The organism is Streptococcus sp. HN38, assembly GCF_028335765.1.
Taxonomy (GTDB): Bacteria; Bacillota; Bacilli; order Lactobacillales; family Streptococcaceae; genus Streptococcus; species Streptococcus suis_P.
The window spans coordinates 726,738-741,277 of sequence record NZ_CP116604.1 but is presented as its reverse complement, the minus strand read 5'-3'; the positions used below and the strand labels follow the sequence as shown (position 1 = coordinate 741,277).

General features: G+C 41.3%; 15 protein-coding genes and 1 pseudogene. 7 read left to right on the top strand and 9 right to left on the bottom strand.

Going from position 1 to position 14,540, the window contains the following annotated elements:
* Nucleotides 1–40: 40 nt before the first annotated feature.
* On the bottom strand, nucleotides 41–787 hold the full coding sequence (locus PHA78_RS03620; RefSeq protein ID WP_014735985.1) for a lysophospholipid acyltransferase family protein: 747 nt from the start codon (nucleotides 785–787) through the stop codon (nucleotides 41–43).
* A 147-nt stretch (nucleotides 788–934) separates the two neighbouring features.
* On the opposite strand from PHA78_RS03620, the gene PHA78_RS03615 reads away from it, so the two are divergent.
* The 5 genes from PHA78_RS03615 (at nucleotide 935) to PHA78_RS03595 (ending at nucleotide 6,296) form a co-directional block, all read left to right on the top strand.
* The gene (locus PHA78_RS03615; RefSeq protein WP_272158463.1) at nucleotides 935–2,380 is read left to right on the top strand and encodes a UDP-N-acetylmuramoyl-L-alanyl-D-glutamate--L-lysine ligase; all 1,446 of its coding nucleotides are present in this window, start codon (nucleotides 935–937) and stop codon (nucleotides 2,378–2,380) included.
* Between the two features lie 151 nt (nucleotides 2,381–2,531).
* Nucleotides 2,532–3,317 (top strand): ABC transporter ATP-binding protein, encoded by a 786-nt coding sequence (locus PHA78_RS03610; protein WP_272158462.1) that lies wholly within the window; start codon nucleotides 2,532–2,534, stop codon nucleotides 3,315–3,317.
* 12 nt (nucleotides 3,318–3,329) lie between these two features.
* Entirely contained in the window at nucleotides 3,330–4,259 is a 930-nt protein-coding gene (locus tag PHA78_RS03605) for an ABC transporter substrate-binding protein (protein ID WP_029178642.1), read from the top strand.
* A gap of 13 nt (nucleotides 4,260–4,272) precedes the next feature.
* Nucleotides 4,273–5,298 carry a FecCD family ABC transporter permease gene (locus tag PHA78_RS03600; protein ID WP_272158461.1) on the top strand — a complete coding sequence of 342 codons (1,026 nt, stop codon included), beginning with the start codon at nucleotides 4,273–4,275 and terminating at the stop codon, nucleotides 5,296–5,298.
* The gene (locus PHA78_RS03595; RefSeq protein ID WP_024377155.1) at nucleotides 5,295–6,296 is read left to right on the top strand and encodes a FecCD family ABC transporter permease; all 1,002 of its coding nucleotides are present in this window, start codon (nucleotides 5,295–5,297) and stop codon (nucleotides 6,294–6,296) included. The genes PHA78_RS03600 and PHA78_RS03595 overlap by 4 nt, the downstream gene beginning before the upstream one ends.
* Before the next feature lie 18 nt (nucleotides 6,297–6,314).
* On the opposite strand, the gene PHA78_RS03590 is transcribed toward PHA78_RS03595, so the two are convergent.
* The 3 genes from PHA78_RS03590 to PHA78_RS03580 are packed head-to-tail and all read right to left on the bottom strand — an operon-like array spanning nucleotide 6,315 to nucleotide 7,679.
* Nucleotides 6,315–6,755 carry a glutathione peroxidase gene (locus PHA78_RS03590; RefSeq protein ID WP_272158460.1) on the bottom strand — a complete coding sequence of 147 codons (441 nt, stop codon included), beginning with the start codon at nucleotides 6,753–6,755 and terminating at the stop codon, nucleotides 6,315–6,317.
* On the bottom strand, nucleotides 6,752–6,949 hold the full coding sequence (locus tag PHA78_RS03585; protein WP_029176557.1) for a hypothetical protein: 198 nt from the start codon (nucleotides 6,947–6,949) through the stop codon (nucleotides 6,752–6,754). Before PHA78_RS03585 ends, PHA78_RS03590 begins: the two co-directional genes overlap by 4 nt.
* Nucleotides 6,950–6,962: 13 nt before the next feature.
* Nucleotides 6,963–7,679: a pseudouridine synthase gene (locus PHA78_RS03580; RefSeq protein ID WP_024377156.1), complete on the bottom strand. Its 717-nt coding sequence runs from the start codon at nucleotides 7,677–7,679 to the stop codon at nucleotides 6,963–6,965.
* Between the two features lie 138 nt (nucleotides 7,680–7,817).
* Here PHA78_RS03580 and PHA78_RS03575 point away from each other — a divergent pair, with 138 nt between their 5' ends.
* Entirely contained in the window at nucleotides 7,818–8,774 is a 957-nt protein-coding gene (locus tag PHA78_RS03575) for a glutathione S-transferase family protein (RefSeq protein WP_099807132.1), read from the top strand.
* 73 nt (nucleotides 8,775–8,847) lie between these two features.
* Nucleotides 8,848–9,965: pseudogene (locus PHA78_RS03570) on the top strand (low temperature requirement protein A).
* 88 nt (nucleotides 9,966–10,053) lie between these two features.
* Here the strand turns inward: PHA78_RS03570 and dltD are convergent.
* From dltD to dltX, 5 genes are read right to left on the bottom strand one after another with little or no spacing between them, the layout of a single operon-like run.
* Nucleotides 10,054–11,319: a D-alanyl-lipoteichoic acid biosynthesis protein DltD gene (gene dltD / locus PHA78_RS03560; protein WP_029175855.1), complete on the bottom strand. Its 1,266-nt coding sequence runs from the start codon at nucleotides 11,317–11,319 to the stop codon at nucleotides 10,054–10,056.
* A complete protein-coding gene (gene dltC / locus PHA78_RS03555) occupies nucleotides 11,312–11,551 on the bottom strand; it encodes a D-alanine--poly(phosphoribitol) ligase subunit DltC (protein WP_002937198.1) in 240 nt (79 codons plus the stop codon). The genes dltD and dltC overlap by 8 nt, the downstream gene beginning before the upstream one ends.
* Before the next feature lie 42 nt (nucleotides 11,552–11,593).
* On the bottom strand, nucleotides 11,594–12,835 hold the full coding sequence (gene dltB, locus PHA78_RS03550; RefSeq protein ID WP_024399067.1) for a D-alanyl-lipoteichoic acid biosynthesis protein DltB: 1,242 nt from the start codon (nucleotides 12,833–12,835) through the stop codon (nucleotides 11,594–11,596).
* Nucleotides 12,832–14,394 (bottom strand): D-alanine--poly(phosphoribitol) ligase subunit DltA, encoded by a 1,563-nt coding sequence (dltA, locus tag PHA78_RS03545; RefSeq protein ID WP_029694236.1) that lies wholly within the window; start codon nucleotides 14,392–14,394, stop codon nucleotides 12,832–12,834. The genes dltB and dltA overlap by 4 nt, the downstream gene beginning before the upstream one ends.
* Complete coding sequence (gene dltX, locus PHA78_RS03540; protein ID WP_002937209.1) at nucleotides 14,384–14,509, bottom strand: teichoic acid D-Ala incorporation-associated protein DltX; 126 nt, start codon at nucleotides 14,507–14,509, stop codon at nucleotides 14,384–14,386. Before dltX ends, dltA begins: the two co-directional genes overlap by 11 nt.
* Nucleotides 14,510–14,540: the final 31 nt, after the last annotated feature.

The following is a 14,540-nucleotide window of genomic DNA, read 5'->3' as shown; positions in this document are numbered from 1 at the left end:
AGATACAAAAAAAACTCGCAAATTTACGAGTTTCATCATATTATTTTTTATCCAACTGAGTACTTGGTTGCCAGAAGAAGCTGGCAATATAGCTAAAGGCATAGGTCAATCCCAAGATAAGAGCAACCAGCAAAAGAACTGGGATACGATAGATATAAGTCAAGATATTTGGTTTTTTCTTGGTTTGGAAAGATGCCGCATGGTCATCTAAGCGTTTGAACTCAGCCTCAATTCGGCTAGTTACTTCTGCTGTACCTGCATCATCCATACGCTTGATGTCCGAAACATCGATAGGATTTCCAAAAGCCACATCGATTCGCTCACCAGCTAAGAGCCCTTTGATAGTCATGGGACCCACATAGGTTGCTGGCATGAGTTTGACCTTTGCTGACTTAGCAATGACCGCCACACCACCTTTGAGCTCAGATGAATGACGACTACCAGATGGAAACATGACCAGCGAACGGTCACTCTTTTTCAACATGTTAACTGGATACTTGATGGCTGCCATGCCAGGATTGTCACGGTCAATTGGAAAGGCACCGCATTTTGATATCCACCAGCCAAAGCCGCGGTCCTTGAAGAGTTCTTTTTTAGCCATAAAGATGAACTGCTTGGGAGCAGCTGCGTAGCCAAGAAAGACTGGATCCCAGAAGGTTTTGTGTGGGGCGATAAGAATATAATTTTCCTCCTGTGGCAAAATCTTTTCTCTATCATGATAGTGAATGTTGCCATTGATGGCCCACAACAAGAATGTTAATAGTGTTCGTAGATAAGAATAAAACATAAACTTCTCCTTTTTCAATCCCTCCTATTATAGCACAAATTTGCTTCAGGACGAAATGTCATATTCATTCAAATTTACGGTCAAAATACCCACTAATTACAGAGGTCCCGACTTGTAAAAACCACTAGATAGTTTTACAATAGAAACATGATTACAATTGAACGTGTATTAGAAATATTGAAGGCGGATACTAACTTCTGCCATATCAAGCAAAATAACCAGACTGACAGCACTTGGACAGATGTGCAGTTTGACGCTCTCAGCTATGACAGCCGGACTGTTAGCCCAACGACACTCTTTTTTGCCAAGGGTTTGGCCTTTAAGAAAGAATTTCTGGAAAAGGCTATCGAGGCTGGGCTGGCTTTTTACGTGTCTGAAATCGACTATGAGGTCGGCATTCCTGCTATCATCGTCCACGACATCAAGCAGGCCATGAGCCTGATTGCTATGGAGTTTCATGGTCATCCCCAGAAACAGCTCAAACTCCTGGCCTTCACCGGCACCAAGGGTAAAACAACGGCGGCTTATTTTGCTTTTAACATTCTTAAACAAAGCAAGAAACCTGCCATGCTTTCAACCATGAACACCACGCTGGACGGTAAAACCTTTTTCAAATCTGCCCTGACCACGCCTGAAAGCCTAGACCTCTTTGCCATGATGGCGGAGGCGGTCAAGAACGGCATGACTCACTTGATTATGGAGGTGTCCAGCCAGGCTTACTTGGTCAAGCGGGTTTACGGGCTGACCTTTGATGTCGGTGTCTTCCTCAACATCAGCCCCGACCACATCGGCCCCATTGAGCATCCGACTTTTGAGGACTATTTCTACCATAAGCGTCTTTTGATGGACAATAGCAGAGCGGTTATTGTCAATGCAGGAATGGACCATTTTGAAGTCGTGAAAGAGCAAGTCAGCTCCAAAGACCATGACTTTTATGGACCGACTTCTGACAACCAGATTAGCCAATCAGCAGGTTTTGACTTCACAGCGACTGGCAAATTGGCTGGCCATTACGACATCCAGCTGATTGGTGCCTTCAACCAAGAAAATGCCATCGCAGCAGGACTGGCCTGTCTCCGTTTGGGAGCAAGTCTGGAAGATATTCACACAGGGATTGCCCAAACCAATGTCCCTGGTCGTATGGAAGTCCTGACCCAGCAAAACGGAGCCAAGGTCTTCGTGGACTACGCCCACAATGGCGACAGTGTCAAGAAGCTGATTGATGTCGTCTTGGAACACCAGACAGGCAAGGTCATCTTGATTTTAGGAGCTCCAGGTAACAAAGGAGAAAGTCGCCGCAAGGACTTCGGACTTCTACTCAATGACTATCCACAGATTGAGGTCATTCTGACAGCTGATGATCCCAACCGTGAAGATCCTGCTACTATCGCTGAACAAATCCGCGCCCACATGACCCGTCCAAGCGACCTTATCTTGGACCGGGAAGAAGCCATTCGCACAGCTATGAGCCAGACGACTTCTTCTCAAGATGCCGTCATCATCGCAGGCAAAGGAGCTGACGCCTACCAGATTGTAAACGGCGAAAAGGCCGCCTATGACGGTGATTTGGAAGTAGCAAAACAATATTTGTAACATACGGTCCTTGTTCACAGACAAGGACTTTTTTATAACGATTCTTGTTAAATTAAAATTTTCAGAAAACTCTTTGTTTTGGTAAATTTTTTTGATATAATACTGGTCGGAACAAATTATTAATAAATCATATTCTGGTAAGGAGGAGTTTGTGTCTTCGATTCAAGCGGAAAATATCCAAGTCTCTTACGACAATCGGATTATTATTGATGAATTATCAACAAGTATTCCAAAAGGAAGTATAACGACAATCATTGGTGCCAATGGCTGTGGAAAATCGACCTTGCTTAAGGCGTTGACAAGGATTATTCCTGTTCAAGAAGGGGCTATCTATTTAGATGGACAAGCCATTTCACAACTGCCAACCAAAGAAGTTGCAAAAAAATTGGCCCTGCTCCCTCAGGTCTTAGAAGCGACAGAAGGGATTTCCGTTTATGAACTGGTCTCCTATGGTCGCTTTCCGCATCAAAATGGGCTGGGACATCTCACTGATCAGGATAGAGAGAAAATCAACTGGGCCTTGGAAGTCACCCAGACCGCTCCCTACGCTAGGTTACCAGTTGATGATTTATCAGGTGGTCAGAGGCAACGTGTTTGGATTGCGATGGCACTTGCCCAAGATACGGATACCATTTTCTTAGATGAACCAACAACCTATCTTGATCTCAATCATCAATTGGAAGTCTTAGAACTTTTAAGAGAACTGAATCAAAGCCGACAGAAAACCATTGTGATGGTCCTTCACGATGTCAATTTATCAGCTCGATTTTCAGATTATATGATTGCCATGAAAGAGGGAGATATTCGCTACCACGGGTCTGTGTCCAATATGATGACAACTGAGATACTGAGGGACATTTTTAGCATTGAACCTCAATTGATGCAGGTTGCTGGTCAAGATTACCCTATTTTGCTAACTTACGATTTAAAAAAATAATAAGGAGAAAAAATGAAAAAGTTTTTAGCTATTTTTAGTTTATTTGTCGGGCTGTTTTTCTTAACAGCTTGTTCTACCTCTTCCTCTTCAACAGATGTAGAATTGTCTAGCATGCCAAAGATTGAAGGCATTACTTACCACGGTGACATTCCTAAAAATCCTAAAAAAGTTGTCAACTTTGCTTACTCTTACACAGGCTATCTCTTACAATTAGGAATTGATGTATCTAGCTATAGTCTAGATTTAGAGAAAAATAGTCCCGTCTTTGGAGATAAACTAAAGGATGTTCCACAATTGACAACGGCAGATACAGAAGCGATTGCCGCACAAAAGCCAGATGTCATTCTAGTATTTGCTGGTGATGATAACTTAGAAACACTGAAAGAAATTGCTCCAGTTATTGAAATCACTTATGGAAAGAGTGACTACTTGAAAATGCTGACAGATATTGGTCAGATTTTTGGAAAAGAAAAGGAAGCACAAGCCTGGTTAGATCAATGGGATAAGAAAGTTGCTACTGCGAAAGAGGAATTGAAAGGATTGATTGATACAAGTTCAACATTTACCGTCATGGACTTCTTCGATAAGAACATCTTCCTTTATGGTAATAACTTTGGTCGTGGTGGAGAATTAATCTATCGCGCTCTCGGTTTTGCCGCTCCTGCAAAGGTTCAAGAAGACATCATCAATAAAGAAGGCTGGTTTGGGGTATCTCAAGAAGCTCTTCCAGAATATGTTGGCGACTATGTCCTTGTTAACGTCAATGATAAAACAAAAGAAGCAGCTGCCTCTCTCAAAGAAAGTGATATTTGGAAAAATCTACCTGCTGTAAAGAATGGTCACGTCATCGAGATAGACTATAACCTCTTCTACTTCTCCGATCCGATGTCTTTAGATTTACAAATTGACGCCTTTGTTTCAGAAATTCAAAAACTTCAGTAAAAGGACTGGATATATGAACAAACTAGTAAGTTCTCGTTATCCCAAAACAAAGCCAAAGAATATTTGGCTTGTTTTTTTCATCATCTGTCTTTCTTTCATAGCTGGAGTCTATCTTAGTTTACGCTTTGGAGCTATTTCTTATAGCCACCAACAACTGATAGAAACCCTAAAACATCCACTGACAGATTCTTCCGCTCAGGATGTTATCATCGATTTGCGCTTTCCTAGAATGGTAGCCGCCATCTTGGTGGGAGCTGCCATGGCCCAAGCTGGGGCAATGATGCAAGGAATTACACGCAATCCGATCGCCGATCCTGGCTTATTAGGAATCAATGCTGGAGCAGGACTTGCTCTCATTGTTGCCTATGCTCTGTTCGGTGGTTTGCACTACAGTCAAATTTTATTAATATGTTTACTGGGCTCCTGTCTGGCAGCCGGTCTAGTCTTTGGTCTAGCTTATCAGGTGCAAAAAGGCTACAATCAACTACGTTTAATTTTATCTGGCGCCATGGTAGCAAGTCTATTTTCTGCTATTGGTCAGGCTATTACTATCTACTTTGATTTATCAACTGCAGTGATTGGCTGGCAAGCAGGGGGATTGGTACAGGTAAACTGGAAGATGCTGGCCATCATTGCTCCTCTTATCATCATTGGCCTCATCCTTGCTCAACTCTTTTCGCATCAGCTGACCATCCTGAGTCTCAACGAAACCGTTGCTAAAAATCTAGGTCAACGAACCTTACTGATGACCTTGGTTTTGTTGGGAATTGTCCTTCTACTCTCAGCTTCTGCGGTAGCTCTTATGGGCTCGCTTTCTTTTATCGGGCTCATTATTCCTCACTTTATCCGCATGTTTACAGGGAAAAATTACAAGCTACTCTTGCCATTAACTGCCTTTGCAGGGGCTAGTTTCCTCATCTGGGTAGATTTGGTTTGCCGTTCTATCAATCCACCTGTTGAAACTCCCATTAGCGCAGTCATCAGTATCATTGGTCTCCCTTGCTTCCTATGGTTGATTAGAAAGGAGAAACACTTTTGATAAGACATCACAACTATCTAAAAATATTCACATTCCTGCTGATCCTTTTATTTGTCATTTTCCTACTTTCCTTATCTATCGGCTATAGCAATTCATCCTTTTCGGATCTCATCGACATCATGAGCGGGCGTGCCAGTTCATCGACTCTACTTATCATTGGACGAATTCGCTTACCTAGAATAATCGCCTCCATTATCGGAGGGGCTTCTCTGGCTTTGGCGGGTTTGTTGCTACAAACTTTGACCCGCAATCCTCTGGCAGATTCTGGAATATTAGGAATCAACGCAGGAGCTGGTCTTGTTGTGGCACTATTTGTCGGTCTCTCTTCAAAAATCAGCCCTGTCTTATTGAGTCTCATGCCTCTATTTGCTATGATGGGCGGTGGATTAACCATTTTTCTAGTTTACTGGATTGCACGTAAGAAGCTGTACGGCATCCATCCTGCACGCTTAATTATCACGGGAGTTGGAATTTCGAGCATGCTGTCTGGTATCATGGTCAGCATCATCAGCCAATTAGATGACTTTAAGATGGAATACATTGTCCAGTGGCTCAGCGGTCGAGTAAATGGTGGAGATTGGAAAACTATCGCAATCTATACTCCTCTTCTTCTATTGGTGTGGATGGCAACATTTAGTCGAAGTCGCTCACTCAATATTATGAATCTAAATGACCAGACAGCTATGGCTTTGGGACTCCACTTACAGCGTGAAAGACGGATTACCTTGGTATTGGCTACCGCCCTAGCCTCTCTTAGTGTCATTTTAGTTGGTAATATCACCTTCGTTGGTCTCATTGCTGGTCACATTGTGCGCAAATGGTTAGGAAATGACCATCGTGTCATCATTCCAGCTACTATGATAATAGGAAGCTTCATTCTACTTCTAGCGGATACCATAGGACGGGTACTACTTGTCGGAACAGGCATCCCAACCGGCATCATCGTCTCACTTATCGGCGCTCCCTATTTTCTGTGGTTACTAAAACAAGAAGGCTAGATGACTCCAGCCTTCTTGTTATTTTTCTAGGTAAAGTTCAATATCCTCTTTAAGTTTTAATGGACTAGTTGTTGGTAAATATCGTTCGACCACACGCCCTTGTCTATCCACCAAAAACTTGGTAAAATTCCACTCGATTCGACCTCCCAATAAGGTCGATTTTTCTTTCTTAAGATAGCGATATAGCGGACTAGCTTCAGATCCATTCACAGCAATTTTAGCAAAACGAGGAAAAGTTGTACCATAATTCAAGCTACAGATCTGATTGATGTCTTCAGCAGAACCGGGAGCCTGATTTAAAAATTGATTACAAGGGAAATCCAACACTACAAAACCTTGGCCTCGATGAGGCTGGGCAAAAAGCCCTGGCCCACTTCTCAGTGTTTGTGTCAACATCTCAGCGCAGTGGTTGATTGGTAGATTTGTTCGTGTTTTACACTCCAAATCTAACCTAATCAACTGTGCGGGGGTGGGAAGACGAACTCTTTTTGACTTAGTCGAGTTCTTTCCCACTCCCCCTGTAGTTCCTTGTATTGGGGTGCCAATCCACAACCTGGCGCTGTATTGACTATAAGTAAAACTTGTCCTTGATACTCAGCCATGGACTGATCTGTTCCATCTTGTTTTTGTACTGTAAAATCATAAATGTTCATTATATATCCTCCTCTAGTCAAAATAAGTGAATAAATGTTCCATTTCATTTGGTGTGAGTTGTCTGTATGTACCTCGTTCCAAATCCCCCAGTTCAAAACCACCAAAGGAAATCCGCTTGAGATATGTGACCTTGACACCATAGGCTAAAAACATCTTTTTGACCTGATGAAACTTACCTTCTGCCAGCTTGATGGTCGCTCTGCTATGGTCCAAAGAAGCCTCCAAGACAGTCAAATCTGCAGGCTGACACCGTGTTCCATCCAAGAAAGTAACACCTGAGGCAAAAAATTTTGAAGCATCCTCAGCCAAGCATCCATTTACCTCCACATAGTAGACCTTGTCCACATGGTGACTGGGATGGAGCATGCGATAACCGAGCGGACCATTGTTGGTAATGAGGACTAGGCCTTCGGTATCCCTGTCCAGGCGACCGACTGGGTAGAGACATTCCCTACTGTCTTGCGGAGAAATCAAGTCGATGACTGTCTGATGCTCCTGGTCTGTCACGGCAGAAACGACTCCTGCTGGTTTATGAAGCAAATAATAGGCGGAACCTTCTAAGGCAACTTTTTTACCCGAAACTTGGATAGTTTGTAACTCTGGGTCAACAATCTGGCTTAGGCTTTGAGCAGGTCGTCCGTTAATCTTGATTTGCTGGGCTTTGAAAAGTTTTTTTACTTGCTTACGCGAGCCAACTTTGGCTTTCTCTAAACATTTGTCCAATCTCATGGGACTATTGTATCACAAATCATATAGCTTGACTCTTTTTGAAAAAAGTTTATAATACTAGTTAGTGATATATTTTTTTACAAAGGAAATCCAATCATCCTATTGGATTTCCCATTTTTTCAGTAAGGGAGAAAATTCATGGGACTTTTACAAGATGGCAAATGGGTCGAGCAGTGGTATGATACCAAATCAACAGGCGGTAAATTTGTCCGTACTATCACACAATTTCGCAACTGGATTATGCCAGACGGACAGGCAGGCCCAACAGGAGAGGGCGGTTTCAAGGCTGAGTCTGGTCGCTACCACCTCTATATTTCTCTGGCTTGTCCTTGGGCTAGTCGGACCTTGATTATGCGAAAATTGAAGGGCTTGGAAGACCATATTTCCTTGTCTGTCGTTCATCCCCTCATGTTAGAAAATGGCTGGACTTTTGCAGACGGACCTGGCGTGATCAAGGATTCCCTCTTTAACAGCGACTATCTCTATCAGGTATATTTGAAGGCTGATCCACACTATACAGGACGTGTCACCGTTCCAGTTCTTTGGGATAAGAAAACCAATACAATCGTAAGCAACGAGTCTGCCGAGATTATGCGGATGTTCAATACCGCCTTCAATGACATTACAGGCAACTATGATGACTACTATCCAGAACACCTACAGGCTGAGATTGATGCCATGAATGACTTTGTCTATCCAAACATCAACAACGGAGTCTACAAGGCTGGATTTTCAACCAATCAGAAAGTCTATGAGAAAGAAGTCAACAACCTCTTTGCTGCCTTGGACAAACTAGAAGAACATTTGGCTGTCAGGGACTATCTAGTGGGAAATCAATTGACCGAGGCTGATATTCGCCTCTTTACCACCTTGGTGCGTTTCGACCCTGTTTACTTTGGGCATTTCAAATGCAATATCAAGGCCTTGGTTGACTATCCAAACTTGTGGGATTATACCAAGCGGATTTACAACCACTCTGGTATTGCGGAGACGGTTGACTTTGACCATATCAAGCAGCACTACTACGGTAGCCACAAAACCATTAACCCAACAGGTATTGTCCCAGTCGGACCAGACTTGGACTGGACATTGTAAGAAATAAAGGGAGATGACAGCCTCCCTTTTCGTATGGTATAATATTTCAGATTTTTTTGAAAAGGAGATTGACATGTCTGAAATTATCGCAAAACGCGTATCCAACTATGAATTATTTTATGATTTGGTCTTTGTCTTGGCCACTTCTTCACTGACTGGACTTTTGCACGGTGACCATATCGGTCTCAGGGAAATTCTAACTTTTATCACCGCTAACCTGATTATTATGACCTTGTGGATTAATGAGACGATTTACCTCAACAAATATGGTGAACGGGATTTGTTGGATATTATCACGATTATTGCGTCCATGTTTGTGGTGGGGCAATTATCCCTAAACTTTAGTCATGATTTTGAAGCAACAGCCCTGCCCTTTACTATCTTTTTGACCCTGTCTTATTTGCTACTTTGCTTGCAGTACTACCTTCGGGGGCGAAAAATCGGTTTTACGGCAGATATAAAAAATAGTCTCTATATGTTTGGGATTTATGTGCTGGTATTTTTCTTGGCTTCGGTAGCTATCTACTTCAATTTCTGGACCTATGATGAAAAGAGCCTCTTACTTTTTTATCTTCCATTTGTCATTTCCTATTTCTTCAAGGACAAACTCAGTCACGATGTCATGAACTTTCCTCATATCGTAGAACGCTGCCAGTTGATTACTATTATTACTTTTGGTGAAACGGTCATTGCGATTTTGAAGAATTATCCGATTCAGACGCATCTACTCACTGGTGTTCTCTTCTTCTTGGCTATGGCGTTCTCCTTTATGTTTTACATTTCGCAAACCTATCTCAATATCAACCATCACCGCAAGGCAGATGCGACTGTTCTGCTATACGCTCATTTGGTGATTGTTCTTGGCTTGAATTTCTTCACAGTGGCAATGGAGCTTTTCCCTAGTCATCATAATGATTTTTGGCCTTGCCCATGCTGATTGTAGGAAACCTTATCTTCTATAGTGGTATCCTTTCGACCTCCTTCTATAATCAACAAGTCCATCAAGTTGGCAGGAGAGGGCTGTTCATCTATGCTCTCATTTTACTAATTGGAAATGTTGCCTTATTGCTGGATGGGCATTCAAATATCCTACTATTTGTTATCTTAAACCTGCTCTCACACGCTATGGTTGCCTATCATGTTATTCGCTTCCGCAAAGCCAACCACAGTTTGTTGGGGGAAGATATATAATCATTCAGTTTATTACAGTAAAAGAACAAAAAAGCAAGGAGACTTCCTAATTCAAAGCCTTCTTGCTTTTTATTATAACTGTATCTAACTATTTTAAAAATAAGTTTAAATCTCCCTTATATGCAGCCCATTCAGAAGTTAAAAATTCTTTTTTTAACTGATAATGAACAGGTGCTTGTTGTTCTGTCAAGAATGGGTGGATATACTTATCAAGCTCCAGCCAGCCTTGCCAACCGATGTGGATCGTATCTTGCATAAAATAATCTATCCCCCCCTGCTCCGACAAATCAGCAATATGATTGAAACCTTGACTGGTCAACTGGTACTTAATCTTTGCTACTGTTGCCTGATACATATCTTTATTGAGACCAGTGTAGTTCATCCAACGTTCATTAACTGGGGGAATTACAAATAGCACATCAGTCTGATGTTTAGCAAATTCATTCAAAACCAGCTGAAAATCATTGTACTCCGGTGATTGCAGATAAGATATTTTTGTCTGGGATTGTTTGAGTTTTTTGATTTTTGACTGAAGACGATTTCTATAAAACCTATCATCAATTTGGAAATCATTTGATTGAGTAGAACGACTCCCGTCCTCATTAGCCACTTTACTCAAGCGGTCATAGGAAAAAGGCTCTGGAAGTTTCATCGCTTCCGTTTCTACCAATCCTAAATTACTACCAGAATCAGCAAAGCGACTAAATAAGGCATCTTGCTTTTCTAATAAATAGGCTTGCCAGGTCAACTGCTCTCTATCCCATTTCGACAATTCCTTACCACTAGCTACTTTTTGAAACATTCCTGTCAAACTACAGTCTGATTTAAGCTCTAAGAAACGCTTTGCTGCATATCTATCATAGTCATCCTCAGCACTTGTTTGCAGAAAATGAGTGGCTTGATCACTACTAAAATATTGTTCAAATGCCTTAGATGATGCCCCTTTGGGTGAAAACCATTGAGGAGAAACAACATAGATAGCCTGACTATTTTTTAAATGTGCCCCAATCTGTTGCATGCCAAAATATTGTGTCAGCGAAGCTGCACCACGTTGTCCTAACAAATAGGGAGTATACTCTCTCTGATAGGCATCTGCCAACACTGACGGATGCATACTATCAAAACGTGACCATTCACTTGACCCAAAGAAAGGAACAAAGCGATGATTTTTGTCTCCCAGAGCTCTATTTTTCTTATATTTGCTCTTAAAACTAATATAAGACAATGCTACTGCATCTTGTTTTTCTTCTTTGAAATTTGACCGAGAAGAACTCGGGAAAAACAACAAGGTGAGAATAACTAAAAACGTTGCACAAATCACAGGCCCAAAAATCTGCCACAATTGCTTACGCATGCATCAACTCCACAACACCAGAAATGATTTTGTTAGCTGTATTCCAATCTTCACGACCAAACTCTGAAACTGGAACTGTAATATTAAAACGACTTTCTAACTCCACAATAAGTTCTACAGTTCCCATACTATCCAAAACACCCGCATCAAATAGGTCTTCATCCATCATTTCAGATACATCTTCCATAAATAATTCTTCGATAATATTCAATATTGTTTCTTTTACATCCATTTTATATTCCTTTCTACGATTCATACAATCGTTACCTATTGTCTACTTGAACCACAATTTATCTAAAAATCCTGAAAATATCAAGAAAGAGAACATGACCGTATGGAAGGTCACAAACATACCAGCGAAACTCGTCCAACGATTATCCAGCAGTGGTTCTTGCCCAGCTTTTTTTCGAGCTAAATTAATTGATTTCCTCTTACGAATCCAAGCGTCATTGATGATCAACCCCAAAGCATGAAAGAGACCATATGCAATATAATACCATGTTACACCATGCCACAAGCCCATCAAGAGCATATTTAACAGATAGGCAACATTAGATACCGTATTTCGATTTTTGAAAACCTTATGTTTTAACAAAGTCTTAACCAGACGCATGAAGACGAAATCACGGAACCAAAAAGATAAGCTGATATGCCATCGATTCCAAAATTCCTTAAGATCACGCGATTTGAACGGTTGATCAAAGTTAATTGGGCAGCGAATACCCATAAGATTGGAAATACCTATGGCAAACATGGAATAGCCTGCAAAGTCAAAGAATAATTCAAAACCATAGAGATACATAACTCCAATAGTAGGTAAGTTAAACCATCCACCTTGATCCAAAGCTACTGCCTTTAAAGGCTCCAGTAAAGTATGCCCGATAAAATAGGCTAGAATAAACTTATATAAGAAGCCCATCATAATATAATGCACAGTCTGATCGAGCATATTTAATAACTCCGTTCGCTCAGGAATTTGTTTGTAATCTTCCGTAAACCGTCTATAACGATCAATAGGACCACTCGAAATAGTTGGCATAAATAGCAAAAATCGTAAAAAACTCCCTAAACTAAATTCCGTTAGTAAACCGTCCCGCATTTCAATCACCATTCCGACCGACCGAAACGTTAAATAAGAAATACCTAAAAAACCGAAAATTGCCCCATGCTGACTAAAAGTCGGGGCCAACTTTACCCAAGTCAACGGAAAAACAGCTAAACACACGATTAAATAGAAGACCCAGCTTTGATTTGCCCGTTGACGATAATGCTTGTAGAAAAAAATCAACATTGTCTGCCAAATGATATAGGCCAATAAAGACAGCAATTGCATTGTCTTTGTATCTGTAAACATCAAGACAATGAAGGCTAAACTAACACCTGTTTCATACAAGGGGAAACGTTTTTTAAAAAGGAGTCCTATAAAAATTGGTACTAGCGCCAAGACTAGATAGAAAAAGTACAATGGATTCCCATAAGGCTCTAACTGAGGTAGCTGTTTGAAAAACTCCATCATTGAGCATTCACCTCAGCAATCAATCCCTTAATATCAATCTTCCCATTTGCAGTCAAAGGAAGACTGTCTCGATAAATAAACTTCGAAGGCATCATATAATCCATCATCCGTTCTTTTAACTCCTGCTTGATGACCTTGGTTAACTCCAACTCTCGATCGAACTGCTCCATAATCCCTGCTTTAGGGACAACATAAGCTAACAGATTTTGCACTTTATGGTCAGCATTATAACGTGGAACAGCTACCGCAGCCTCAATATAGGTTGATTTATTTAAGTGTTGGGCAACTTCTTCCAACTCGATACGATAACCATTATATTTAATTTGGAAATCCATACGCCCACCATAGAGTAACAGACCTTCATCTGTCATTACACCCAAATCCCCAGTATGATAGGCCTGTAAGCCGTCAAACTGGAAAAATGCCGCCTCGGTTCTCTCAGGATTATTCAAATATCCTTTAGAGACAGCAGGACCTGATACAACAATTTCTCCCTGTTGACCATTCGGTACTACTTGACCATCCTCATCCAAAATAAAAGTTGGTGAGTCTGGTTTGGTATAACCAATCGGCAAACGTTTATAATTCACTAACATCTCATTAGTTATAGCAACTGCTGATAAGGCGACTGTAGCTTCGGTCGGTCCATAAGCGTTAACAATCACAGCTTTTGGAAAACGTTCGCGGAGCTTCTGAGCTGTTTTTACAGTTAACTCCTCTCCGTCAAAATAGAAATGCGTCAAATTTGGTAAATGTTTCCCATCGAACTCACGAGATAGCAAAGCCATATCGACAAATGATGGTGTCGAAGTCCAAATCTTAAATGGCAAAGTTTGAATAGCTGCAAATAAGGTTTTAAAATCCAAAGTCAACTCTTTCGGTAGGGCAAATAAGGTCCCACCAAGGGCAAGCGTCGGAGCCCAATACATAACCGACAAGTCAAACGAATAGGAAGGTTGAGCCAACATTTGCGGTCGCTCTGGTAGCGCAAACTCCTTATCCCTTATCATCCAGTTGGTGAAGCTGAGCAAATTGTCATGCGAAATTTGCACCCCTTTTGGTTTACCCGTTGTCCCAGAAGTGAAGATAATATAGTAGGTATCATCTCCACTTACAGGATGCATCAACTGATAAGTCGACTTCTTCTCAAAAATGGCTTCAACTTCAGACAAACCAAGCACTGGCAAACTTGTCTCTAGCGGAAAGTCTGCTACCGCAAACACCAAACTCGGCTCTGCTATTTCCAGAATAGCTTCAATCCGATCCAAAGCAGAATGACTATCTACAGGGATATATGGATGGCCAGCCTTGGTTAAGGCAACAAAGATTGCCAACATCTGGTACTCCTGTCCGCCAAAAACAAGAACAGGAGAGTTTGCTGGTAAATCCAAACTATCAATATGGGCTGCTAAAGAATCTGAATCTGCCTTTAAATCCCCATAACTGTACAACTGTCCTAGATAATGGTAAACAGGGTAGTCAGGATTTTCTGTCGCAAAATGCTCTACCCGCTCTAACATACTGCTAATCTTTTTTATACTCTCCTCTTTAAAACTCATTATAGATAAATCCTCCCTGTCCAATGTCTAAATAACTATACAGATACAAAAGTAGTAACAATATAAAAAAATAGAACAGGGTTCTACAGATAAATCGTACAACTGGATGTTGCATGTTCTATCTCCTTCCATCTCTTATTCCTGCG